This window comes from Thalassotalea euphylliae (assembly GCF_003390395.1).
Lineage (GTDB): Bacteria > Pseudomonadota > Gammaproteobacteria > Enterobacterales > Alteromonadaceae > Thalassotalea_F > Thalassotalea_F euphylliae_C.
In genome coordinates, this window is the sequence record NZ_QUOV01000001.1 from 1975120 (window position 1) to 1996992 (window position 21873).

Below are 21873 nucleotides of genomic sequence, written 5' to 3' on the forward strand. Positions count from 1 at the left end.
AAAAATAAGGGTTTAGAGTAAATGTTCAAAGTTGGCACTAAACCTGAATAGTAATAATTGAAGTTATCAACGTTTGTAGTTGGGTCAAACGAAAACAAAAACCAACCCTGCAACGGCTGTGGGTATAACTCGCCTAGAACCAAGCATTTTAGGCAACAAAGATTACGCGTTAATAAACAAGTAATAACACAACAATTTATTTAACTAATTACACCGCAAAGGCGTGGTAACCGATTAGTTTGGCATAGTAGCCCGCATGCACGTGGTAGTGATCTCCATGATCAAACCTCAGGTGCAGCGGGCTTTTTTTATTTGGAGGAACGGATGTTTAAACACCTATTAAAACAACCTAAACATTTCTGCCGTAAAATAATGGGTCAAGCGCTTGTAGCCGGCCTTTGTCTTTCGAGCAGTGTCGTAAGCGTTAGTGTTAGTGCCGAGGAGTTAGGGTATCCAGAAAAAGAAGAGCTAAAATTCGGTTTCATTAAACTTACAGATATGGCACCTATCGCCATTGCTTATGAAAAAGGCTATTTCGAAGACGAAGGTTTATACGTCACGATTGAAGCGCAAGCAAACTGGAAAGTGTTGCTTGATGGTGTGATTGATGGCCGCTTAGACGGTGCTCATATGCTAGCGGGTCAGCCAATTGCAGCAACCATTGGTTATGGCACAAAGGCTGAAATCATTACACCGTTTTCAATGGACCTAAATGGTAATGGCATCACAGTTTCTAATGAAATTTGGAAACAAATGAAGCCAAACATTCCGAAGCAATCTGACGGTAAGCCAGTTCACCCGATCAAAGCTGATGCCCTTAAGCCTGTGGTTGAAAAATACTCAGAAGCGGGTAAGCCATTTAATATGGGCATGGTATTCCCAGTGTCTACCCATAACTATGAGTTACGCTACTGGTTGGCGGCAGGTGGTATTCACCCTGGTTACTACGCACCACATAAAGGCGACACATCTGGTCAAATTGACGCTCAAGCATTACTTTCGGTAACGCCGCCACCTCAAATGCCTGCCACGTTAGAAGCTGGCACTATCTATGGTTACTGTGTGGGTGAACCTTGGAACCAGCAAGCAGTATTCAAAGGTATTGGTGTACCTGTTGTTACTGACTACGAGATCTGGAAAGACAATCCAGAAAAAGTATTCGGTATCACCAAAGCGTTTGCTGAAAAATACCCTAATACCACTATTCGTTTAACGCGTGCACTCATTCGCGCTGCGAAATGGTTAGACGAGAACAACAACGCTAACCGTCCAGAAGCGGTAAAAATTCTATCGCAGTCAAACTACGTTGGTGCTGACTACGATGTGATTGCAAACAGCATGACAGGTACCTTTGAATACGAAAAAGGTGACAAACGCGCTGTTCCTGACTTCAACGTATTCTTCCGTTACAACGCAACATACCCATTCTATTCAGATGCCATTTGGTACTTAACACAAATGCGTCGTTGGGGCCAAATCAGTGATGATAAGCCGGATAGCTGGTACTTCGATGTAGCGAAAAAAGTATACCGTCCAGATATTTACATGAAGGCAGTGCAATCATTGGTTGATGAGAAAATTATGCCGGCAACTGATTTCGCTTCGCTTGATGGTGAAGACGGCTTCCGCAGCCCGCAAACACACTTCATCGATAACATCGTTTACGACGGTACTAAGCCAAACGAATACATCAATAAATTTAACATTGGCTTAAAAGCTGGCGACAAGATTTAGTCGCCAGTAACAAAACCCAGTACTAGAAAAGTAAATAGAAAGTTATACAGCGTAGCTTTACGGTTAAGTGGCTAGTGTTACGCGCTTGGAGAGAAATATGACCACCTTAATACAAAAAATGACTACATCAGAAGGGCAGCCGAGCTGGGCAACAAATGCGTTGCGCTGGTTGTCAAATCACATCAAAGCTATTGTTTTGCCAATAGTTGGTATTGCGATTTTCCTGATAATTTGGTCGTTTGCTGCCAGTAAAATTGATACGTCGTTAGGCAAGTTCCCAGGCCCAACGGCAGTGGCGACTCAGGTGGTCAATTTATATCAAGAGCACAACACAGAACGTGAAAAAGAAGCAGCGTTTTATCAACGTCAAGAAGAGCGCAATGCCAAACGTGTTGCTAAAGATCCGAACTATGTACCTAAAATCCGTGCATATACCGGTAAAGAAACCTTCATCGACCAAATCGGCACTAGCTTAATTACGGTGATGAGCGGTTTTGCTGTCGCGGCGGCTATCGCGATTCCATTAGGCATTGCAATTGGTCTTAGCAAAAACTTGAATACGGCAATTAACCCCATTATTCAAATTTTTAAGCCGGTATCACCGTTAGCGTGGTTGCCACTAGTGACCATGGTGGTTAGCGCGGTATATGTGTCGCCTGAGCCAATGTTTGCCAAGTCATTTCTAAACTCAATGATCACGGTAACCCTGTGTTGCTTGTGGCCAATGGTGATTAACACCTCTGTGGGCGTATCAGCTATTAACTCTGATTGGAACAATGTTAGCCGAGTATTGCGCTTACCCAGCCTAGTACACGTGCAAAAGATTGTACTACCAGCGTCAATTCCTGCCATTTTCACGGGTATGCGTTTATCACTGGGTATTGCTTGGATGGTGTTAATCGCGGCAGAAATGCTGGCGCAAAACCCAGGTCTTGGCAAATTTGTTTGGGATGAATTCCAAAATGGTAGCTCGCAAAGCTTAAGTCGCATTATGACCGCCGTATTTGTTATTGGCTTTATCGGCTTCTTGCTTGACCGCGGCATGTTACAACTGCAACGCATTGTCTCTTGGGACAAAGCCAGCGCAAATCGTTAATCCTCTTTAGGCCCTGATAATAATACAGATAAGGAATATTTAGATGAGCATTTTACTTGATATCAGCAAAATCGACATGGTATTTCCAACGCCTAAAGGAGACTTTACCGCGCTAAAGGAAGTGGATTTAAAAATTAACAAAGGTGAATTTATCTCGTTAATTGGCCACTCTGGTTGCGGTAAGTCTACGGTACTAAACGTAGTGGCGGGTTTATATCAAGCTACTAAAGGTGGTGTGCTGCTTAACAACAAAGAAGTGACGGAACCTGGCCCAGAGCGCGCCGTTGTGTTTCAAAACCACTCTTTGTTGCCTTGGCTAACGGCTTATCAAAACGTTGAACTTGCGGTAAAGCAGGTATTCAAGAAAAAAATGGCACCTGGCGAGATGAAAGAGTGGATAGAGCACAATTTGAAACTCGTTCATATGGATCACGCGATGCACAAACGCCCAGATGAAATTTCTGGCGGTATGAAGCAACGCGTTGGAATCGCTCGTGCGCTGGCTATGCAACCAGAAGTACTCTTGATGGATGAACCGTTTGGTGCATTGGATGCGCTAACCCGTGCACATATGCAAGATTCATTGATGGAAATACAAGACGAACTCAACAATACCGTGATTATGATCACCCATGATGTTGATGAGGCTGTGTTGCTATCAGATCGCATTGTCATGATGACCAATGGTCCTGCGGCCACAATTGGTGAAATTCTTGATGTGAACTTACCAAGACCAAGAAACCGCTTGGCACTAGCGCAAGATGTTGAATATAACCGACTTCGCTCCGCTGTATTAACTTTCCTTTATGAAAAACAACGAAAAGTCGAAACCATTGGCCAAAAGGCAGATGACTCGACAACGGTTAAATCGAACAAAGAAAACATGAAAAAACATGACGTGGCGTAACAAAAAAACACTAAATTAGCGCTACGATACGCTGGTTAATATTTAGTCGGTCACTAGACTGAGCTATGTAAAACCCACGTTTTCGTTTGAATCGAACACTAAGGAATTAATATGAAAGCAAATAAACTAACTCTCTCAATTCTAGCTGCAACTACATTTACTGCTGTTTCACCATTGGCCTACAGTGCTGATGCAGGCACAGCGTCTATCGATTTTCGTTTACGTTATGAAGCTGTCGATCAAGACAACGCATTGCGCGATGCTGATGCCTTAACGCTTCGTACTCGTCTAAGTTATAAAACGGCGACCTTTAACAAGTTCTCAGGCTTTGTTGAATTTGAAGACTCGCGTCAAGTGCTAGGTGTTGACGATTACAACGATACAGCCGGCAATGGCGCTGGTTATTCAGTAATTGCCGATCCTGAAACAACAGAAGTTGACCAAGCTTATGTTCAGTACGCCGATCAAGGCTTTACGGCAAAAGTTGGTCGCCAAGTACTTACCTTAGACAATCATCGTTTTGTGGGTCACGTTGGCTGGCGACAAGACAGACAGACCTTCGATGCGGCTTCATTTAATTACAAATCGGATAACTATGAAGCGACTTACGCTTACCTGACTCAACGCAATCGTATTTTTGCCGAAAATCGTGATTTAGACAGTAAAGACCACTTGTTAAACGTGAGCTATAAAACGCCATTCGGTAAGTTAACTGGTTATGGCTACTTGCTAGACGAAGATGAGGGCGTTCAAAGAGAAATAGATACGTACGGTATTCGCTTCGCGGGCAGCCAAAAACATGGCGATAGCAACAAGGTACTGTATGCCTTTGAATTTGCTACACAAGATAGTGAATCTGCGGCGGGTCAATTTGATGCCGAATATTCACTCATTGAAGTGGGTTACGGCTTTAGCGGTATCACTGTCAAAGGTGGTTACGAAGTATTGGGCAGCGATAACGGCTTCTATGGCTTCTCAACACCTCTAGCAACCCTGCACAAATTTAACGGTTGGGCTGATCAATTTTTAGGTACGCCAAGCTTAGGTTTAGCTGATTTATATGTCTCAGTTTCAGGTAAGGCGTTAGGCGGTAAATGGTCGGTAGTGTATCACGACTATGAAGCTGACGAAGATGAGGCCGCAGTGGAAGACTTTGGTGACGAAATCAATCTTTCATACGGTAAAAGTTTCAACAAAACCTTTTCAGGTGGAATTAAGTTTGCCGCTTATTCGGCAGGTGATAGTGGCTCAGGCAAAGTCGACACAGACAAGCTTTGGGTCTGGGTTGGTGCGAAATTCTAATAAAAAAGCATCAATCAGGAATCTAAGTTAAGAGGAAATAACATGTCTAAACAGCTAAACGTCGTTGTTGTTGGCAACGGTATGGTCGGTCATCACTTTGTTGAGCAACTTGCCAATTTACGTGAATCTGCAGAGCAAGTGAACATCACAGTGTTGTCAGCTGAAAATCGCTTGGCCTATGATCGCGTTCATTTATCTGAGTATTTTGCGGGTAAAACAGCGCAAGACTTAGCATTAACAGACGAATCAACTTACCACGATTGGCAAATTGATTTTCGTACCAATGCTAAGGTCACGACTATTGATCGCCAGCAGCAGCAAATCACGACTGAAGTGGGTGAAACGTTTAGCTATGACAAGTTAATCCTTGCAACAGGTTCTTATCCTTTTGTGCCACCGATCCCTGGGGGAGATCAATCTCATTGCCTTGTTTACCGCACCATAGATGACCTGGAGTCTATTAAAAGCAGTGCAAGTAGCAGTAAAGTTGGTGTGGTGATCGGTGGCGGTTTATTAGGCTTAGAAGCCGCCAATGCACTTAAAGAGTTAGGGCTGCAAACCCATGTCGTAGAATTTGCACCGCAATTAATGGCGGTACAAGTTGACACTGGCGGTGGCCGCTTACTCAAATCAAAAATTGAAGAGCTTGGCGTGCAAGTGCATACCTCAAAAGCAACACAAGTGATTGAAAAAGGCGAGTCTTGCCGATATCGCCTAGTATTTGCTGACGGGGAAACTTTAGAAACCGATCTAGTGTTATTCTCAGCAGGTATTCGCCCATACGACAACTTAGGACGAGAAAACGATCTAGTGCTGGGTGAACGCGGTGGTATTGTGATTAACAGCCAATGCCAAACGTCAGACGAAAATATTTACGCGATTGGTGAATGTGCGTTATATGAAAACATGATTTACGGCTTAGTGGCACCTGGCTATTCGATGGCGAAAGTTGCCGCTAAGCATGTGCTAGATAGCACCAGTGAAACGGTGTTTGAAGGCGCCGACATGAGCACTAAATTAAAATTAATGGGTGTTGATGTTGGCTCGATAGGTGATGCGCATGCCAAAACACAAGGTGCATTAACCTATACCTACGAAAATCAACCAGAAGGCGTTTACAAGAAAATCGTTGTTTCTAGCGATAAAACGCTGCTACTAGGTGCTGTGCTTGTTGGTGATACCAGCGAATACGACAGCCTTTTGCAGTACATGCTAAACGCCATTGAACTGCCAGAAAGCCCAGAAGCGCTGATTCTGCCAATGGCAGCAGACAAACCTATGTTGGGTGCTGATGCATTGCCTAATACCGCAACCATTTGTTCATGTTTAAATGTCACTAAAGGCGATATTGTTGCGGCTGTCGACGGCGGTGCTTGTAGCGTTGCCGATGTGAAATCTTGCACTAAAGCCAGCACAGGTTGTGGTGGCTGTGCAGCCTTGCTTAAAGACGTGGTAGACAAAGAATTAGAAAGTCGCGGCGTTGAAGTGAAAAAAGATATCTGTGAGCACTTTGCCTATTCTCGCCGCGAGTTGTTCGATATCGTTAAAGTCGAGAAAATTACCAGTTTCGAGCAGTTAATTGAAAAACACGGCCACGGGCTGGGATGTGAAATTTGTAAGCCAACCGTAGGTTCAATTTTAGCGTCGGTTTGGAACGATTACATCCTTGATAGCAATAAAGTGCCGCTTCAAGATACCAACGATACTTTCCTCGCAAACATGCAAAAAGATGGTACTTATTCAGTCGTACCGCGTATTCCCGGCGGTGAAATTACTCCTGACAAGCTGATCACTATCGGTGAAGTCGCGAAAAAATATAGCCTTTACACCAAGATCACAGGTGGCCAACGCATAGATTTATTCGGTGCTCGTGTTGACCAATTACCCGATATTTGGCAAGAGCTAGTCGATGCAGGCTTAGAGACAGGCCATGCCTACGGTAAATCAGTACGTACTGTGAAATCTTGTGTTGGTAGTACTTGGTGTCGATATGGCGTTCAAGACAGTGTCGGCATGGCGATTGACATTGAAAACCGCTACAAAGGCGTGCGTGCTCCACACAAAGTGAAGTTTGCTGTCTCTGGTTGTACGCGCGAATGTGCTGAGGCGCAAAGTAAAGATTTTGGCGTGATTGCAACTGACAAAGGCTGGAACCTTTATGTTTGTGGTAACGGTGGTATGAAGCCTCGTCACGCAGATTTATTCGCCACCGACTTAGATGACGAAACCCTGATTAAATACATTGACCGTATCTTTAGTTTTTACATTCAAACTGGTGATCGTTTACAGCGTACGTCGGTATGGATGGAAAATTTAGAAGGCGGGTTGGAGTACCTGCAAAAAGTGATTATTGACGATCACTTAGGCATTTGCGACGAACTTGAAAAACAAATGGCAAGTATTGTTGGCAAATACCAATGTGAGTGGAAAACCACACTGGAAAATCCAGAGTCACTGAAGCGATTTAGACAATTCGTCAATTCAGATAAAACCGACAGCAATATTCAATTTGTGACTGAGCGCGATCAAATCCGCCCGGCAACACTTGCCGAAAAGAAAGCGGGTGAACTGGGAGGCAATATCGAAATTGTCGATTTAACCAGCAATGAAAGCCCTAGCGAATCAAGCAAACAAGCTGTTGCTGTAATGGAGGACTAATTATGACACAAGCGTTAAAAGAGCAAACGGTAAACAAAGATTGGGTGACCTTGTGTGGTATTCAAGACCTAGTTGCTAACTCCGGTATCTGTGCCTTAGTTGCTAAGCCAAGTGAACAGGGTGAGCAACTAGAGAAACAAATTGCCATTTTTAGTATTCCCGACAGTGAAGAAAAAGTGTTTGCGGTTGATAATTTTGACCCGATTGGCAAAGCGAATGTGCTGTATCGCGGCATTGTTGGCAGTAACAACGGTGAACCTATTGTTGCTTCACCACTTTACAAGCAGCAGTTTTCATTAAAAACCGGCACTTGTATTCAAGAAGAAGCTGAAATAGGCGCTTATCCAGCGCGTATTCAGGACCAAGCGATCCAAGTTTACATCTAAGAGGATTGCAGCTTATGACGTGCGACCAAACCATTGATAAGGCAGCTCAGCTTTACGCTACTGGCTTGAATGAGCAAGCTCACTCTTTATCCTTAAATGAGCAGGCTCACTGTTCATCTCTAAATGAGCAAGCTCATTATCCACCTAAAGCGACAAACGCTTTGGTGCAAAGTACGTGTGCCTATTGTGGCGTTGGTTGTGGTGTGGATATTACGATAAACGGCGAGCAGGCAACTAACCTTACGGGCTCGCCTGAGCATCCTGCCAACTTTGGTCGCTTATGCGTTAAGGGCACGCACCTACTTGATACGGTCGATATCACCAATCGCTTATTAGTGCCTGAAATTGCTGGAGAGCAGGTAAGTTGGGATACGGCAATTAGCAAAGTTGCTGGTGAGTTTAACAAGATTATTAAGCAACATGGCCCTGATGCGGTTGCCTTTTATGTCTCGGGACAGTTACTGACCGAAGACTACTATGTTGCTAACAAATTAATGAAGGGTTATATCGGTAGTGCCAATATCGATACCAACTCAAGACTTTGCATGTCATCAGCAGTGTCGGCGTATAAACGAGCATTTGGCGAAGACGTGGTGCCTTGCGATTACCAAGACTTAGAGCACACAGATTTAATCGTATTAATTGGGTCTAATGCCGCGTGGACGCATCCCGTATTGTTTCAACGTATGCAACGGGCTAAACAAATCAACCCGGCGTGTCAGCTCGTGGTGGTTGACCCACGGCGCACGGCAACGGCGGAAAGTGCCGATCAGCATTTAGCGATTAATCCCGGTACCGATGCCGCGCTGTATAACGGTTTATTGAATTTCTTAGCCGAACATAATGCGTTGGATAAAGCCTACATAGACGCTAATACACAAGGCTTTGACGAGGCGCTTGCCGAAGCCTCTATTTGGGACATGGCAAAAGTTAGTCAATTTTGTGGTGTCAGCCAAGCACAGTTGCAAGATTTTTATCAGTTATTCCTGCGTTCAAAAAAAGCAATATCCATGTACTCCATGGGCATTAATCAATCGACTTCAGGTGTTGATAAATGCCATGCCATCATCAACGTGCATTTAGCGACAGGCAAAATTGCATCACTTGGCTCTGGACCATTTTCTATCACAGGTCAGCCTAATGCCATGGGTGGGCGCGAAGTAGGTGGCTTAGCTAACCAATTAGCGGCTCATATGGATATTGAAAATCCAGCACATCGTGATTTAGTGCAAACGTTTTGGCAATCACCGCACATCCCAACCGCGCAAGGTGCGAAAGCGGTTGATATGATTGAACAAATGAAGTCGGGCAAAATTAAAGCGGTTTGGGTTATGGCAACCAATCCACTCGTGAGTTTGCCGGATCACAATCAAGTGGCTAAAGCATTTGAACAATGTGAATTTGTTGTGGTGTCAGATTGCGTTGCTGATAACGACACATTGGCTTACGCGGATGTTAAATTACCAGCTACACCATGGCTGGAGAAAAATGGCACTGTCACTAACTCTGAGCGCCGAATTTCAAGGCAGCGCGGTGCCTTGGCACCAGCAGGGCAAGCCAAACACGATTGGCAAATTATGTCGTTAGTAGCGCAAAAAATGGGTTTTAGTGGCTTTGATTATCAGCACCCTTATCAAGTATTTACCGAATTTGCTGCCTTATCTGGCTATGAAAACTCAGGGGAAACCAAACGCGTTTTTGATATGTCAGGCTTAGCGCAACTAACACTCGCCGAATATGAGCAGTTACAACCTGTGCAATGGCCCATAAAAGGGCCAATAAAAGCGGGCGCTCAAAAAAGCGCACGTGTATTTGCAGACGGTCAATTTCCTACTGCCAATGGCAAAGCTAAGTTTTTCGCAGTAACCCCACAATTACCTCAGCAGAAAGTCAGTAAAGCATATTCATTAGTACTTAACAGCGGTCGTTATCGCGATCAATGGCATACGATGACACGCACAGGCATTGCATCTGCGTTAACTCAACATTTAGCGAAACCTTATATTGCCGTTAATCCGCAAGACGCGACAAAACTCGGTTTAACAGAACAGCAGATTGCCCATGTTCAATCGCAAACCGGTGAATTATTTGTACCAGTGCAAATAACAGATGCCGTTAATTTCGGTGAGTGTTTTATGCCAATTCACTGGAACGGCCAATTTTCATCAAATGCAACGGTGTCAACGCTTTACAACGCAGTGGTAGATCCTATCTCTGGTCAACCCGAGTTAAAACATACTGGTATTGCAATAGAAAAGGCTAACTTTACTCAGTATCTTGATTGCTACTTTGCAGAGGATATTAACGCTGATGCGCCATATTGGTTAAAGGCTAAGCAAGAGCATTGTTGGCACTACCAACTTGCCACCAATGAAGATCAGCCAATGACCATCGCCAAACTGCAACAACTTTTTCCGTGCCAAGGGGAGTGGTTAAGCTTTAACGATGAAGATAACCAACTTTCTCATGTGATTTGCCTGCAAAATGGCGCGGTGAAATGTGTCGCTTACGTTGCCAATCAGGCATTTAGTGAAGCGAAAAAATGGGTCGATAGTCTGTTTGGACAAGACAGTTTGTCGTTTGCCGAAGTGCAAGCTTTACTCGCAAAAACAGCACCAACTAGCGCAGACGAAAGTCGAAAAGTGTGCAGTTGTTTCAATGTTTCTGAAGGGAGTATTCGAGAGGCGGTAATGTCTGGTACAGACAGCGTTGCTGCACTGGGTAAATCGCTAAAATGTGGCAGTAACTGCGGCTCGTGTAAGCCAGAGTTGCAAGCCATTATTAATGATTGTCAATCGAACCTAATCGATATTAAAGAAGTCGCCAGCGCTTAGTTGGTGTCTATTTACAGAATTTTATGGTGCTTAAGGAGTTAGTATGCAGTTAAGCTTATTTAAAACCCCGTTATTTTGGTTTAAGCATCAACAAAAGCGCCGTTGGGCTGCCAAAAGTGTTAAAAATGTCGCTGCTGGAGCGAATACTAGTGATGCCCTTGCTAATAATGTCAGCAAATTAACTTGGCTTACTCGCAAGCTGATACTAAACAGAAACAGTTCAACAGTATCATCTACAGGCAAAGATTTAGGGCAAGTGGTATTTGTTGGCGCAGGGGCTGGCGATCCCGAATTATTGACCATCAAAGCGGTAAAAGCGCTACAACAGGCAGATATCGTATTAGTTGATTGGCTGGTGAACCCTGAAATTAATGCCTTTATCCCAGATCATATCGAGCGGGTATTTGTTGGCAAAAAATGTGGTCAGCATTCGGTCACACAAGCAGAAATTTGTCAGTTATTGGTAGATTACGCGGCTCAAGGTAAACGAGTTGTGCGATTAAAAGGGGGAGACCCGTCGATATTTGCGCGACTTGCCGAAGAAACGGATGTGCTTTCGAAAGCGAATGTTCCATTTCAAGTCATCCCTGGTATTACTGCTGCGACAGGATGCGCCGCTTATTCCGGTATTCCGTTAACTCATAGAGACTGCGCGCAATCAGTGAAATTTATTACTGCTCATGGCAAGCAAGAAGACCATGAATGTGATTGGCACCTGCTAGCAGCAGAGCAATGCACACTGGTTTTTTATATGGGCTTGAATCGTGTTCAATTAATTTGTCAGCGATTAATAAGTCATGGCATGGCAGCAACTATGCCTATTGCGGTGATTGACCAGGGCACTAGTCATACTCAGAAAGTAGTTTGCAAGTCGTTGGCATCGATGGATGCGGCAAGTGATTTAGCTGACTTTCAAGGCCCAGCGTTAATTATCGTTGGTAAGGTGGTTGAAAAGCGCGTAGATGTTAATTTATCGCTGGTTGATGGTGAAGCGCCCACCATTTCCGCAAATGCTTTCGAAGCCGCTTAGCGATCAAAAACTCGTAATAGTCTCTCAGAACGAAAAAAGCCGCACACTGTGCGGCTTTTTAGAATGTGGTGGGTGCGACTGGAGTTGAACCAGCGACCTCTTGCATGTCAAGCAAGCGCTCTAACCAACTGAGCTACGCTCCCAAATCAATGTTGCCTTAGCAACGGAGCGCTATGTTAGCGATGCTATTTTACAGTTGCAAGTGTTTTTCGCGATATTTTCTCAAATTTGGTTTGTTCGATTAATTTAACAACAAATCACTAAATTTATTGATTAAATTAGCATCGTTATTAACAATGTAATTAAATAACTCGGTAGTTTAAAAATCTTCACGCATTGATAAGCCCCAAACGCAGGGCATGGAAAAATTAAGGGAATCTAAATGAAAAATAATAAAATTATTGCGCTATTGGCAGTGGGAGCCTGTTCTTCAGCATTTCCAATGGGAGTAATGGCAAACGAGCAGCCAGATGCCTCAGTTTTGGTTAAGCAAGCCTATGGCGGTATTCATTACAGCTATTTTGATGCAGATAATGAACGACTGACCGTGGCGGGTGATCGTGCCTCAGGGTTAGAAGAGGGTGATGGTGCGGGTTTGTCACTTGGCTATCGTTTTTCCGAATATAACGAATTGCGTATTCAGTATACCGACTTGTCAGTTGATGCATTGCGCAGTGTTTATGGCGACCAAGATGGTCGCTCGGTAGCCATTGACGTTTTACACTTTCCAAGCAAAAAGAACCTTTACCTTATTGGTGGTTTTAAAGAAATTGATTTAGAAGAAAAAGAAGTATCAGCCAACATTGGTATGGGGTACCGTCATTACTTTACCAATCGCTTTGCTGGTTTTGTTGAAGGTAAAGGGCATTATCAATTTGAAGAGTACCATACTGATTTTAACGCCACTTTGGGTATAATTTACTTCTTTGGTGAGAACAAGGCACGTACCGCCTCACCTGTAGCGCCAAAACCAACCGCAGTGAAACCCGTATCGTCTAAACCAGCGACAATGTCTACCGTTAAAGATGCTGATAAAGACGGTGTCATTGATAGTCTAGACCAGTGTCCAGGCACACCTACAAACCATATGGTCGATATTAAAGGCTGTACCTTGTTTAGCGAGAAAATGCGTTCTATTGAAGTACAAGTAAACTTTGATAACAACAGTGATGTCATTAAGCCTGAGTTTTATGGTGAAGTTGAAAAGTTGGCTAACTTCTTAAAACAATACAGCGGTGTTAATCTGACTATTGAAGGTCATTCGTCTAGCGTTGGTGCGGCAGGCTACAATAAAACCTTATCAATGAAACGTGCCCAAGCCGTTGTTGATATACTGGTAAACGAATATCGCATTGACGGTGGACGATTAAACGCTGTTGGCTATGGCGAAGAGCGTTTAATTAACGAGGCAAATACTGCTGCTGCTCATGCAGAAAATCGCCGTATTATGGCAACAGCGGAAACTAGTGAAAAAGTTGCCGTTGAGAAATAGCTGGGCCTATCAAGCCTGCTGCTAAAGAAAGAAAAAAGCGCAAAGTGGATTAACTTATACAATTAATTACTTTGCGCTTTTTTATGCTCCTTGCGAAGCAATTATTAGTGCTGGCTATTGGATGGAAGTCCTAATTCTCGTAATAAACCCGTATAAAACACTAAATCTTGAAACAGCCCCTTGATGACGTCAAAGTCTGTTACAGCTAGTGCTAGTTGAGGCTCGAATAAATCCCTGCCTTCGGGGATTGCAATGTAAACATTTTGGTCAATAAAAGATAGCGATATCGCGATTCCCTGTTTTTGATTTCTATAGTCAACTAATTTATCCATCAACTTGGGCGATAGCATTTGTAATATGGTATCTGGCGCTGAGCTGACAACGGAGAAATATTGGCTAAATTCACTTTCCGGTAATGCTACGTTTTCACCAATACGTGGACTTTGAAAATGGCCAAATAGCTTTTCTTTTAACCCTTGCTTGGTATTTTCTTTCGCTAAAATATAACTAGAGTGAGAAAATGGCTTGGGACGTTGAGCTTTGAGAAAAAGGCCGATAAAAATCGGATTTTTTTGCGAGCCGCCTTCGGGCCGTTGAATAATCTGTTCTACAAAAAGTTCAGACATTTCAACCTTAAAACCTTCGATCTCGCCACAAATAAGATCTTCACCACCGTAACTATCAATTTTTTTGGGGTACAAACCGCTTTGTTCGAACTCGGTTTGAGTGATGAATTTGTCTTTATGCCAGATTAGCGACTTGTCAATTTCACTCAACAGAGTCACCATTATTTGTTTTTTGTAACTACTTCGGAACTTGTCCCAACTGAACTTAAAGGTGACAAGGCAATACGCCATAATGGCAAATAGCGCAATTAGCAAAGGCGTTGAGTCAATGCCTGACAATACCGCGATAAAAAAGGCACCTACGGAAAAGGTAAGCGCTTTTTTCTTCTTTAATGTCGCTAAACGAGAGGTTTCTAGTGGCGCTAACTTGGGTTTTAGCTTTTGTTCAAACAGCAAATTTAACTGTGCAGTGTCTATGTCCAAGTCCAAATTCATTTCTCGTCCACCTCCAAAAAATGAGCTAGCTTTGAAAGTATGCTCTAATTTTACGCTAGCCGTGCTTGCACGACCTTTAACCGAATAGCTAATAGCACTGCGGCGGTGGTTAAGCCTGAGATAAAGCCAATCCAAAAGCCTGATGGGCCTATCGGCTCAATTATCCAATCAGTTAAACCGAGTATTAATCCAATAGATAAGCCGACAATCCAATATGAGAAAAAGGTAATGATCAATATTGAGGTAGTGTCTTTATAACCACGTAACGCGCCCGCCGAAATCACTTGAATAGCGTCTGAAAACTGAAACAGAGCTGCTAAGAACATTAAGCTTGCTGCTAGCTCAATTACTGGCAGTTCAGTGGTATAAATACCGGCAATTTGGGATTTAAACAGTAACGTGCCAGAGGCTGTAACCACGGCAATCACTAAGCCTAATAGTGCTGAATACCAACAAATATCTTTTGCATCCTGATATTGCTTATTGCCAACGGCAAAGCCCACTTTTATCGTCACCGCCATGGCAAGGCTTAGCGGGATCATAAATACCAGCCCCGAGAAGTTAATGGCGATTTGGTGGCTCGCCACAACTTCAGCGCCAAATGGTGCCAAAATTATCGCGACCACAGCAAATAAACTCACTTCAAACAGCAGTGATAACGCGATAGGCACACCCAGTGCCAATACCGTTTTTATTTCTGACCAGTTTGGCCAATAAAAACGGTCAAACAAGTGCGCCTGTTTAAGGTGTTTTGAGAAGTAGGTATAGGCCAACATAGATAAAAACATTGCCCAATAAACCAAAGCCGTAGCTAGGCCGCATCCTGCGCCGCCCAGTGCAGGCATGCCGAATTTACCGTAAATAAATATGTAGTTAGCGGGGATATTAACTAGCAAACCAATGATACTAATGATCATGGTTGGTCGAGTATGCGACAAACCCTCTGAATAGTTCCTTAACACAAAGTACAAGCAAAACGCGGGGCCACCCCAAACGATATAGTCTAGGTAGTCAAACATTAACTTTTTGAGTTCTGGTTCAAGGGTCACTTCTTGATAGATTGCTGGTGCGACGGTGGCGTTTAATAAGATAAGTGAGCCACCTAAAAACAAGCCAATCCACGCAGTTTGATAGGTTGCACTTGCGACCTTATCAAATGCCTTGGCGCCTGAGTATTGTGACACGATTGCCGCTAACGCCATCATGATACCGGAAATCGTTAGAATGGCTGGTAGCCAAACACTGCTAGCAACCGCTACCGCAGCCATGTCAGTTGCGCTTACACGACCAGCCATTACCGTATCGGCAAAGCCCATTAAGTTTTGGATCAGTTGGGCAATAAGAATAGGGTAAGCGAGTTTAAGTAAACTTTTTGATTGATAAATAAAATCTGATAAGCGCATGAAAACCTGAATGCTTTGCTGTTAAAATAGCGAAAATTTTTAAGGGGTAAATAATATATGTTTACTGGGATTGTGCAATCGAAAGCACAAGTTTTATCAGCACAAACTAAGCATGGCGTCTGCCAGCTATGCATCGCTGTTGACAAGCAATATGCACAGCAAATTGAGTTGGGCGCCAGTATCGCGATTAATGGTGTATGCTTAACGGTTGTTGAGCAGCAATCGCTTGATGAAACGCTCGACAAAATTCGTTTTGATGTGATTGATGAAACGTTACGCGTAACCAATCTTGCGTCGATTAACGCAGGCGACTTAGTGAATTATGAGCGGTCGTTAAAAGTTGGCGATGAAATCGGCGGGCATCAAGTCTCAGGGCATATTCATGCCATGGCCAGTGTCACTCAAATTGAAAATATTGGTGATAATCGCAGTATTTATTTTGAGTTAGCGCCAAGCCAACAAGCAGCTTATGCAAAGTACTTATTTGGCAAAGGATTTATCTCAATTAATGGCACGAGTTTGACCTTAGGCGAGTCAGTGGAAAACGGTCACTTCAATGTGCATTTGATCCCCGAAACATTAACCAGAACCAATATTGGTGACCTTGAGGTTGGTGATAACGTCAATATTGAAATGGATCAGCAAACCATTACTATCGTGTCGACGATAGAGCGAATGAAACTACAGTTAGGCTAACTATAAACGGAGATATAAGTAGGTTAGTTTTACGCTGCTTTTCGCTCAAACATTTGCGCTTAAAAAACTTGCTCGTCGTCTGCGTCTACTTGTAGCTCAATCTTTTGGCCGACCTCATCAATATGCATATTGAAATGAATTTCACTGCAGCATGCAGGGCATTCGTCGTAATAATTTTGGTCACCGGCACTTGGATCTAACGTTACGTGTAAATGATGACCGCAGTGTGGACACTCAATCCGCTGTTGTTGAAGATCTTCGAGCATAACTGACCTCTTCACCTTTGCTCAAACGTCTTTTAAGTATGACCAAAATATGTGATTCTGCTAGCTGCAGCTAAGTCTCTGAAAAGCCGTAATATAGTGGTTTATAGCCGTTTGACGTGAATTTTTAAAGACCGATTATAGCTAGCTTGGCGTTGATAAAATACGCTGTAAATTAGCTTTTGACTGGTCAATGTAGATGCCACCGAACATATTGGCGTGGTTAAGTACATGGTAAAAGTTATAAAGCAGTTTTCGTTTGGCATAACTTTTCGACAATGGATATGTTGCTTGGTAGCCTTGATAAAAACTTGTCGGAAACAAACCAAATAATTCGGTCATGGCAATATCAGCTTCGCGATCACCGTAGTAACACGCAGGGTCATAAATAACGCCCTGTAATTCAGTGAAACTTACGTTACCTTGCCATAAATCGCCGTGAAGTAAGCTAGGTTGTGGGTGATGGTGAGCGAGCAACTTTTGGCAATGCGCACAAATGTAGTCAATATCGCCCAGCAAAATTGATTTTTCTTCTAACAAGGCTAATTGCCAACCAATACGTTGCTCTGCAAAAAATACACTCCAATTCTTCTGCCATTTATTGGGTTGTCGAGTATGACCAAGGTAGTTGTCGTGTTGCCAACCAAATTCGCCATGAGTGCATACTTGGTGCATTAAGGCAAGTTGCTGACCGATTTGAAACCACTGGCTATCGCTGCCACTGGTTAATGCTAGATATTCAAGCACCAGAAAACTTTTATCTAGTGTGCTGCCAATCGCAACAGGCTTGGGTGATTTAACGTCAGAAAGGCTGGCCAATTGGTCAAGCGAATACCACTCTTGCGAAAAGTTATCGTATGCAGTTTTGTTGTTCACTTTAACGAAGTAGTTTTGGTTTTTACCACTAATGTGAAATGCTAAGTTGATATCACCGCCAGAAATAGGGGATTTATTTTCAATACTAAACGCTTTTCCTGTGCTTTTAGTAATCGCAGACTCTACGCTGTGCCACATAGTTCATAGAATATTAAATACCAATAATTGCTTAGTATAGAACAACTTGCAGTATGTGCTTGCCAAAGATAAATTGTTCAATTGCGGCGCTTTATCAGCACCTTTACTCAGTGTGTTGGAGAAGTTTGAACTGCTTGCTCTTTAATCGAATTGATGTGAAATTGTTGCCATTGAGATGCGGGTAACTGTTGTTCAATGTTTCGCATTGTTTGCCATACGGAATTCACTGTCATTTGGTTAACCAGCCAAACTGGAATGGCACCATTTGGATCAACACTAAATTCGTAAGCAATATGAATATAGCCAAGTCGCTCAATGGGTTTGATGAGCCAGTTAGCGTGCAATACGCTAACTCTAACAATGTCGTCAGAAAGTGGTACTTCATTGCCTGCATCTTTTACATGAATATTGATGCTGAGATCCGACTGTTGTGTAAACTCTGTGTCTATCACCATATCTCGGGGCTTAACTGGCCAAATACCTTCAAAATAGGTGATGAAAATATTACGGGTTGGCGATTCCTGGCTGATCAATTCACTATGGTAGGCATTATCCAGCCAATTGGGAATGTTGTCATAATCTTGTAAGAACAATAAAAAACCGGAAAGGGAAGATCGAACGGTAAGCTCGGCTTTAATATGAGCAAGGTGTTTGTTCTCGTTTTGCTTTTGAGCCTTTGCACGCTTAGCTGTATAGACTTTAACAGCGTCGCTAGTTCGCACCAATTGCCAATGTGTAGCTGTACTCTCATTTTCAACTTTTTCTATAACATCATTCGCGTAACTTTTACCAAGAATAAGAGGGTTTGCAACAATTGATAAAAGCAGTGGAAACGTTATTTTAACTAAATGATGAAAAAGCTTTGAAAAACGCCTGTTTGCCATTGAAATATCCGCTTAATTTTTCTATTCTTCCGAGCTCATTTGTATTAGACCATATTTTGCGTGTTTTAGGTTCGAAAAAGTAATTCGAAACGATAATGCAATTTCTGATGGCTAATCACACTTTTATTTAAATTAACAAGCGGCGCTACGTGTGCGTCGCCACTGTGTAAGGAAATTTCATGCCTGTAATTACTCTCCCAGACGGAAGTCAACGTTCTTTCGATAATCCAGTATCTGTAATGGATGTTGCATTAGACATTGGTCCTGGTTTAGCAAAAGCGACACTTGCCGGTCGCATTAATGGTGAGCGCGTAGACGCGTGCGAAATGATCACCGAAGATTGCCAACTACAGTTGATCACTGCGAAAGATGAAGATGGTCTGGAGATTATTCGCCACTCTTGTGCTCACTTGTTAGGTCACGCGATCAAGCAATTATTCCCAGATGTAAAAATGGCGATTGGTCCAACAATCGACAACGGTTTTTACTACGACATCGATTTAGAGCAAGCATTAAACGACGATGATTTAGCGAAGTTAGAAAAGCGCATGCTTGAGCTTGCTAAAACTAACTACGCGGTTGTGAAGAAAACGGTTTCTTGGCAAGAAGCACGCGATACGTTTGAAGCACGCGGCGAAAGCTACAAGATGGAAATCTTAGACGAAAACATCGAGAAAGATGATCGTCCAGGCTTATATCATCACGAAGAATACATCGACATGTGTCGTGGCCCACACGTGCCAAACATGAAGCACTGTCATCACTTTAAACTGATGAATGTTGCAGGTGCCTACTGGCGTGGTGATTCAGAAAACAAAATGCTACAGCGTATTTACGGCACAGCATGGGCAGATAAGAAGCAATTAAAAGCTTACTTACAACGCTTAGCAGAAGCAGAAAAGCGTGACCACCGTAAAATCGGTAAAGCACTAGACTTATTCCACTGGCAAACCGAAGCGCCGGGCATGGTGTTCTGGCATAACGATGGTTGGACTATTTATACTGAGCTTGAAAAATTCGTTCGCCAAAAGTTACACGAATACGATTACGACGAAGTAAAAGGTCCATTAATGATGGATCGTCAGTTGTGGGAGCGCTCAGGCCACTGGGACAAATATGCAGAAAACATGTTCACGACAGAATCTGAAAAACGTGAATATGCGATTAAGCCAATGAACTGCCCAGGCCACGTTCAAATTTTTAACCAAGGTTTGAAGTCATACCGTGATTTACCGCTACGTATGGCAGAGTTTGGTTGTTGTCACCGCAATGAGCCATCAGGTGCATTACACGGCTTAATGCGCGTACGTGGTTTCACACAAGATGATGCCCATATTTTCTGTACTGAAGATCAAGTACAAGCAGAAGTCACTAAGTGTATTGAAATGGTTTACGATGTATACAAAACCTTTGGTTTTGAAGACATTCTCGTAAAACTCTCGACTCGTCCTGAAAAGCGCATCGGTGCTGATGAAATTTGGGATAAAGCCGAGGAAGGCCTAGCGAACGCGCTTAAGTCTTTAGACATCCCATTTGAGTACTTACCAGGTGAAGGTGCATTCTACGGTCCGAAAATTGAGTTCACCTTACTCGATTGTTTAGGCCGTAACTGGCAATGTGGTACGGTGCAGCTAGACTTTGCACTACCAGGTCGTTTAGATGCGTCTTACATCGGTGAAGATGGTGAACGTCACGTACCGGTAATGATCCACCGTGCAATCTTAGGTTCATTAGAGCGTTTCATCGGTATTTTAATCGAAGAATACTCAGGTAAATTCCCAACTTGGTTATCACCAATTCAGGCAACTGTGATGAATATCACCGACAAACAAGGTGAATATTGTGAAAATGTTGTGAAAAAACTGAAAGAAAGTGGATTTAGAGCCAAAGTTGACTTGAGAAATGAGAAGATAGGCTTTAAAATCCGCGAGCACACTTTGAAGCGTGTTCCATATCTTTTAGTCGTTGGTGACAAAGAGATGGAAAACGGCGAAATTGCTGTTCGTACACGCGGTGGTGAAGATTTAGGAAAAATGTCGGTTGAAGACTTTATTGCTAAGCTAACACAAGAAGTTAGCGACAGAACCTAATCCTAGTGATTCGCAAGTAAAGTTAAAACGGACACAACAAGTTATTTTATCCAGGCATGTATGCAAAACCATGCCTGATTATTTTTAGTTCTTTGGAGGAACAGGCTATTAAAGGTGGTCAAAGAGGCGGTCAAAAAGAGCCGGCACATCGTTTAAATGAGTTAATTACAGGTATTCCTGGCAACGAAGTTCGCTTAATTGGTTATGACGGCGAAGCAGCTGGTATCGTAACGTTAAACGAAGCGATGAACTTAGCGGAGCAAGCAGGTGTTGATTTAGTAGAAATCAGCCCAACGGCAAAACCGCCTGTGTGTCGTGTAATGGATTACGGTAAGTTCCTTTACGAAAAAGCCAAAGAGCAAAAAGAACAGCGTAAAAAGCAGAAACAAATTCAGGTTAAGGAAATTAAATTCCGTCCTGGTACAGATGAAGGCGACTATCAGGTCAAACTACGCAACCTGAAGCGCTTTTTAGAAGGTGGTGACAAGGCTAAGGTAACAGTACGTTTCCGCGGTCGTGAAATGGCCCACCAAGACATTGGTATCGAGCTTTTAAACCGTGTTAAAGCGGATTTACAAGACGTAGCATCTGTAGAATTCTTCCCAAAAAAGGCAGAAGGTCGTCAGATGATTATGGTTCTCGCACCAATCAAACGTTAATAGTTTGGTCTACAAGTAGTTAATCCGCTTATTTTTATAATTGGATTGCTCACCACTATTATCTTGAAGCTGGTTATTAAGGCCTGCAAGTAGAGCGCAATAAGCACTCTCGCCTTGATAGCTTAATATTAATGGCAGAAATGCGGAGTATTTTTCATGCCTAAAATGAAAACTAACAAAGGTGCTGCAAAGCGCTTTAAGCCTACAGCTAACGGCTATAAATTCAAGCAAGCTGGTCTTCGTCACATCCTGACTAAGCGCCGTACCAAAGTTAAGCGTCACTTACGTGCTAAATGCCTAGTTGCCGCTTCTGACATCAAGTCAGTTAAGAAAATGTTACGTCACGCTTAATAGGAGAACTTAG

General features: G+C 43.1%; 18 protein-coding genes and 1 tRNA gene. 13 read left to right on the top strand and 6 right to left on the bottom strand.

Annotated elements, in window-relative coordinates:
- The first annotated feature begins 372 nt into the window (after positions 1-372).
- From DXX92_RS08820 to cobA, 8 genes are all read left to right on the top strand, one after another.
- Positions 373-1734, top strand: a complete 1362-nt coding sequence (locus DXX92_RS08820) for a CmpA/NrtA family ABC transporter substrate-binding protein (RefSeq protein ID WP_428977361.1) — start codon at positions 373-375, stop codon at positions 1732-1734.
- A gap of 118 nt (positions 1735-1852) precedes the next feature.
- The gene (locus DXX92_RS08825; RefSeq protein WP_220347687.1) at positions 1853-2830 is read left to right on the top strand and encodes an ABC transporter permease; all 978 of its coding nucleotides are present in this window, start codon (positions 1853-1855) and stop codon (positions 2828-2830) included.
- Positions 2831-2873: 43 nt separating this feature from the next.
- Positions 2874-3737, top strand: a complete 864-nt coding sequence (locus tag DXX92_RS08830; RefSeq protein WP_116000120.1) for an ABC transporter ATP-binding protein — start codon at positions 2874-2876, stop codon at positions 3735-3737.
- A 111-nt stretch (positions 3738-3848) separates the two neighbouring features.
- The gene (locus DXX92_RS08835) at positions 3849-5039 is read left to right on the top strand and encodes an alginate export family protein (protein ID WP_116000121.1); all 1191 of its coding nucleotides are present in this window, start codon (positions 3849-3851) and stop codon (positions 5037-5039) included.
- A 42-nt stretch (positions 5040-5081) separates the two neighbouring features.
- Entirely contained in the window at positions 5082-7697 is a 2616-nt protein-coding gene (nirB, locus tag DXX92_RS08840) for a nitrite reductase large subunit NirB (protein ID WP_116000122.1), read from the top strand.
- Between the two features lie 2 nt (positions 7698-7699).
- Positions 7700-8083 (top strand): nitrite reductase small subunit NirD, encoded by a 384-nt coding sequence (gene nirD, locus DXX92_RS08845; RefSeq protein ID WP_116000123.1) that lies wholly within the window; start codon positions 7700-7702, stop codon positions 8081-8083.
- 14 nt (positions 8084-8097) lie between these two features.
- Positions 8098-10917: a nitrate reductase gene (locus DXX92_RS08850; protein ID WP_116000124.1), complete on the top strand. Its 2820-nt coding sequence runs from the start codon at positions 8098-8100 to the stop codon at positions 10915-10917.
- Between the two features lie 43 nt (positions 10918-10960).
- Positions 10961-11947 (top strand): uroporphyrinogen-III C-methyltransferase, encoded by a 987-nt coding sequence (gene cobA, locus DXX92_RS08855; protein WP_116000125.1) that lies wholly within the window; start codon positions 10961-10963, stop codon positions 11945-11947.
- Positions 11948-12013: 66 nt separating this feature from the next.
- On the opposite strand, the gene DXX92_RS08860 is transcribed toward cobA, so the two are convergent.
- Positions 12014-12090, bottom strand: a tRNA-Val gene (locus DXX92_RS08860).
- 239 nt (positions 12091-12329) lie between these two features.
- Between DXX92_RS08860 and DXX92_RS08865 the strand changes: the two genes are divergently transcribed.
- The gene (locus DXX92_RS08865; RefSeq protein ID WP_116000126.1) at positions 12330-13439 is read left to right on the top strand and encodes an OmpA family protein; all 1110 of its coding nucleotides are present in this window, start codon (positions 12330-12332) and stop codon (positions 13437-13439) included.
- Positions 13440-13543: 104 nt separating this feature from the next.
- Here the strand turns inward: DXX92_RS08865 and DXX92_RS08870 are convergent, their stop codons facing one another.
- Both DXX92_RS08870 and DXX92_RS08875 read right to left on the bottom strand, forming a co-directional pair.
- Complete coding sequence (locus DXX92_RS08870; protein WP_116000127.1) at positions 13544-14500, bottom strand: DUF3137 domain-containing protein; 957 nt, start codon at positions 14498-14500, stop codon at positions 13544-13546.
- Positions 14501-14550: 50 nt separating this feature from the next.
- Positions 14551-15903, bottom strand: a complete 1353-nt coding sequence (locus tag DXX92_RS08875; RefSeq protein WP_116000128.1) for an MATE family efflux transporter — start codon at positions 15901-15903, stop codon at positions 14551-14553.
- A 57-nt stretch (positions 15904-15960) separates the two neighbouring features.
- Between DXX92_RS08875 and DXX92_RS08880 the strand changes: the two genes are divergently transcribed.
- Complete coding sequence (locus DXX92_RS08880; RefSeq protein ID WP_116000129.1) at positions 15961-16599, top strand: riboflavin synthase subunit alpha; 639 nt, start codon at positions 15961-15963, stop codon at positions 16597-16599.
- Between the two features lie 59 nt (positions 16600-16658).
- On the opposite strand, the gene DXX92_RS08885 is transcribed toward DXX92_RS08880, so the two are convergent.
- The 3 genes from DXX92_RS08885 to DXX92_RS08895 form a co-directional block, all read right to left on the bottom strand.
- A complete protein-coding gene (locus DXX92_RS08885) occupies positions 16659-16865 on the bottom strand; it encodes a CPXCG motif-containing cysteine-rich protein (protein ID WP_116000130.1) in 207 nt (68 codons plus the stop codon).
- A gap of 141 nt (positions 16866-17006) precedes the next feature.
- Positions 17007-17876: a fructosamine kinase family protein gene (locus tag DXX92_RS08890; RefSeq protein WP_116000131.1), complete on the bottom strand. Its 870-nt coding sequence runs from the start codon at positions 17874-17876 to the stop codon at positions 17007-17009.
- Positions 17877-17983: 107 nt separating this feature from the next.
- Positions 17984-18760 (bottom strand): START domain-containing protein, encoded by a 777-nt coding sequence (locus DXX92_RS08895; RefSeq protein WP_116000132.1) that lies wholly within the window; start codon positions 18758-18760, stop codon positions 17984-17986.
- 179 nt (positions 18761-18939) lie between these two features.
- Between DXX92_RS08895 and thrS the strand changes: the two genes are divergently transcribed.
- The 3 genes from thrS to rpmI all read left to right on the top strand — a co-directional run bounded on the left by thrS (position 18940) and on the right by rpmI (position 21860).
- Positions 18940-20850 (top strand): threonine--tRNA ligase, encoded by a 1911-nt coding sequence (thrS, locus tag DXX92_RS08900; RefSeq protein WP_116000133.1) that lies wholly within the window; start codon positions 18940-18942, stop codon positions 20848-20850.
- A gap of 92 nt (positions 20851-20942) precedes the next feature.
- Entirely contained in the window at positions 20943-21509 is a 567-nt protein-coding gene (gene infC / locus DXX92_RS08905; protein WP_181901807.1) for a translation initiation factor IF-3, read from the top strand.
- 156 nt (positions 21510-21665) lie between these two features.
- Positions 21666-21860 (top strand): 50S ribosomal protein L35, encoded by a 195-nt coding sequence (gene rpmI, locus DXX92_RS08910; protein WP_116000135.1) that lies wholly within the window; start codon positions 21666-21668, stop codon positions 21858-21860.
- The last annotated feature ends 13 nt before the right edge of the window (positions 21861-21873 follow it).

Coding starts and splice junctions, on each gene's coding strand:
- DXX92_RS08835 (WP_116000121.1), top strand. CDS start 3,849: ATGAAAGCAAATAAACTAACTCTCTCAATTCTAGCTGCAACTACATTT.
- DXX92_RS08895 (WP_116000132.1), bottom strand. CDS start 18,760: ATGGCAAACAGGCGTTTTTCAAAGCTTTTTCATCATTTAGTTAAAATA.
- DXX92_RS08850 (WP_116000124.1), top strand. CDS start 8,098: ATGACGTGCGACCAAACCATTGATAAGGCAGCTCAGCTTTACGCTACT.
- cobA (WP_116000125.1), top strand. CDS start 10,961: ATGCAGTTAAGCTTATTTAAAACCCCGTTATTTTGGTTTAAGCATCAA.
- rpmI (WP_116000135.1), top strand. CDS start 21,666: ATGCCTAAAATGAAAACTAACAAAGGTGCTGCAAAGCGCTTTAAGCCT.
- thrS (WP_116000133.1), top strand. CDS start 18,940: ATGCCTGTAATTACTCTCCCAGACGGAAGTCAACGTTCTTTCGATAAT.
- DXX92_RS08825 (WP_220347687.1), top strand. CDS start 1,853: ATGACTACATCAGAAGGGCAGCCGAGCTGGGCAACAAATGCGTTGCGC.
- DXX92_RS08870 (WP_116000127.1), bottom strand. CDS start 14,500: ATGAATTTGGACTTGGACATAGACACTGCACAGTTAAATTTGCTGTTT.
- DXX92_RS08885 (WP_116000130.1), bottom strand. CDS start 16,865: ATGCTCGAAGATCTTCAACAACAGCGGATTGAGTGTCCACACTGCGGT.
- DXX92_RS08865 (WP_116000126.1), top strand. CDS start 12,330: ATGAAAAATAATAAAATTATTGCGCTATTGGCAGTGGGAGCCTGTTCT.
- DXX92_RS08830 (WP_116000120.1), top strand. CDS start 2,874: ATGAGCATTTTACTTGATATCAGCAAAATCGACATGGTATTTCCAACG.
- DXX92_RS08890 (WP_116000131.1), bottom strand. CDS start 17,876: ATGTGGCACAGCGTAGAGTCTGCGATTACTAAAAGCACAGGAAAAGCG.
- DXX92_RS08875 (WP_116000128.1), bottom strand. CDS start 15,903: ATGCGCTTATCAGATTTTATTTATCAATCAAAAAGTTTACTTAAACTC.
- nirD (WP_116000123.1), top strand. CDS start 7,700: ATGACACAAGCGTTAAAAGAGCAAACGGTAAACAAAGATTGGGTGACC.
- nirB (WP_116000122.1), top strand. CDS start 5,082: ATGTCTAAACAGCTAAACGTCGTTGTTGTTGGCAACGGTATGGTCGGT.
- DXX92_RS08820 (WP_428977361.1), top strand. CDS start 373: ATGGGTCAAGCGCTTGTAGCCGGCCTTTGTCTTTCGAGCAGTGTCGTA.
- DXX92_RS08880 (WP_116000129.1), top strand. CDS start 15,961: ATGTTTACTGGGATTGTGCAATCGAAAGCACAAGTTTTATCAGCACAA.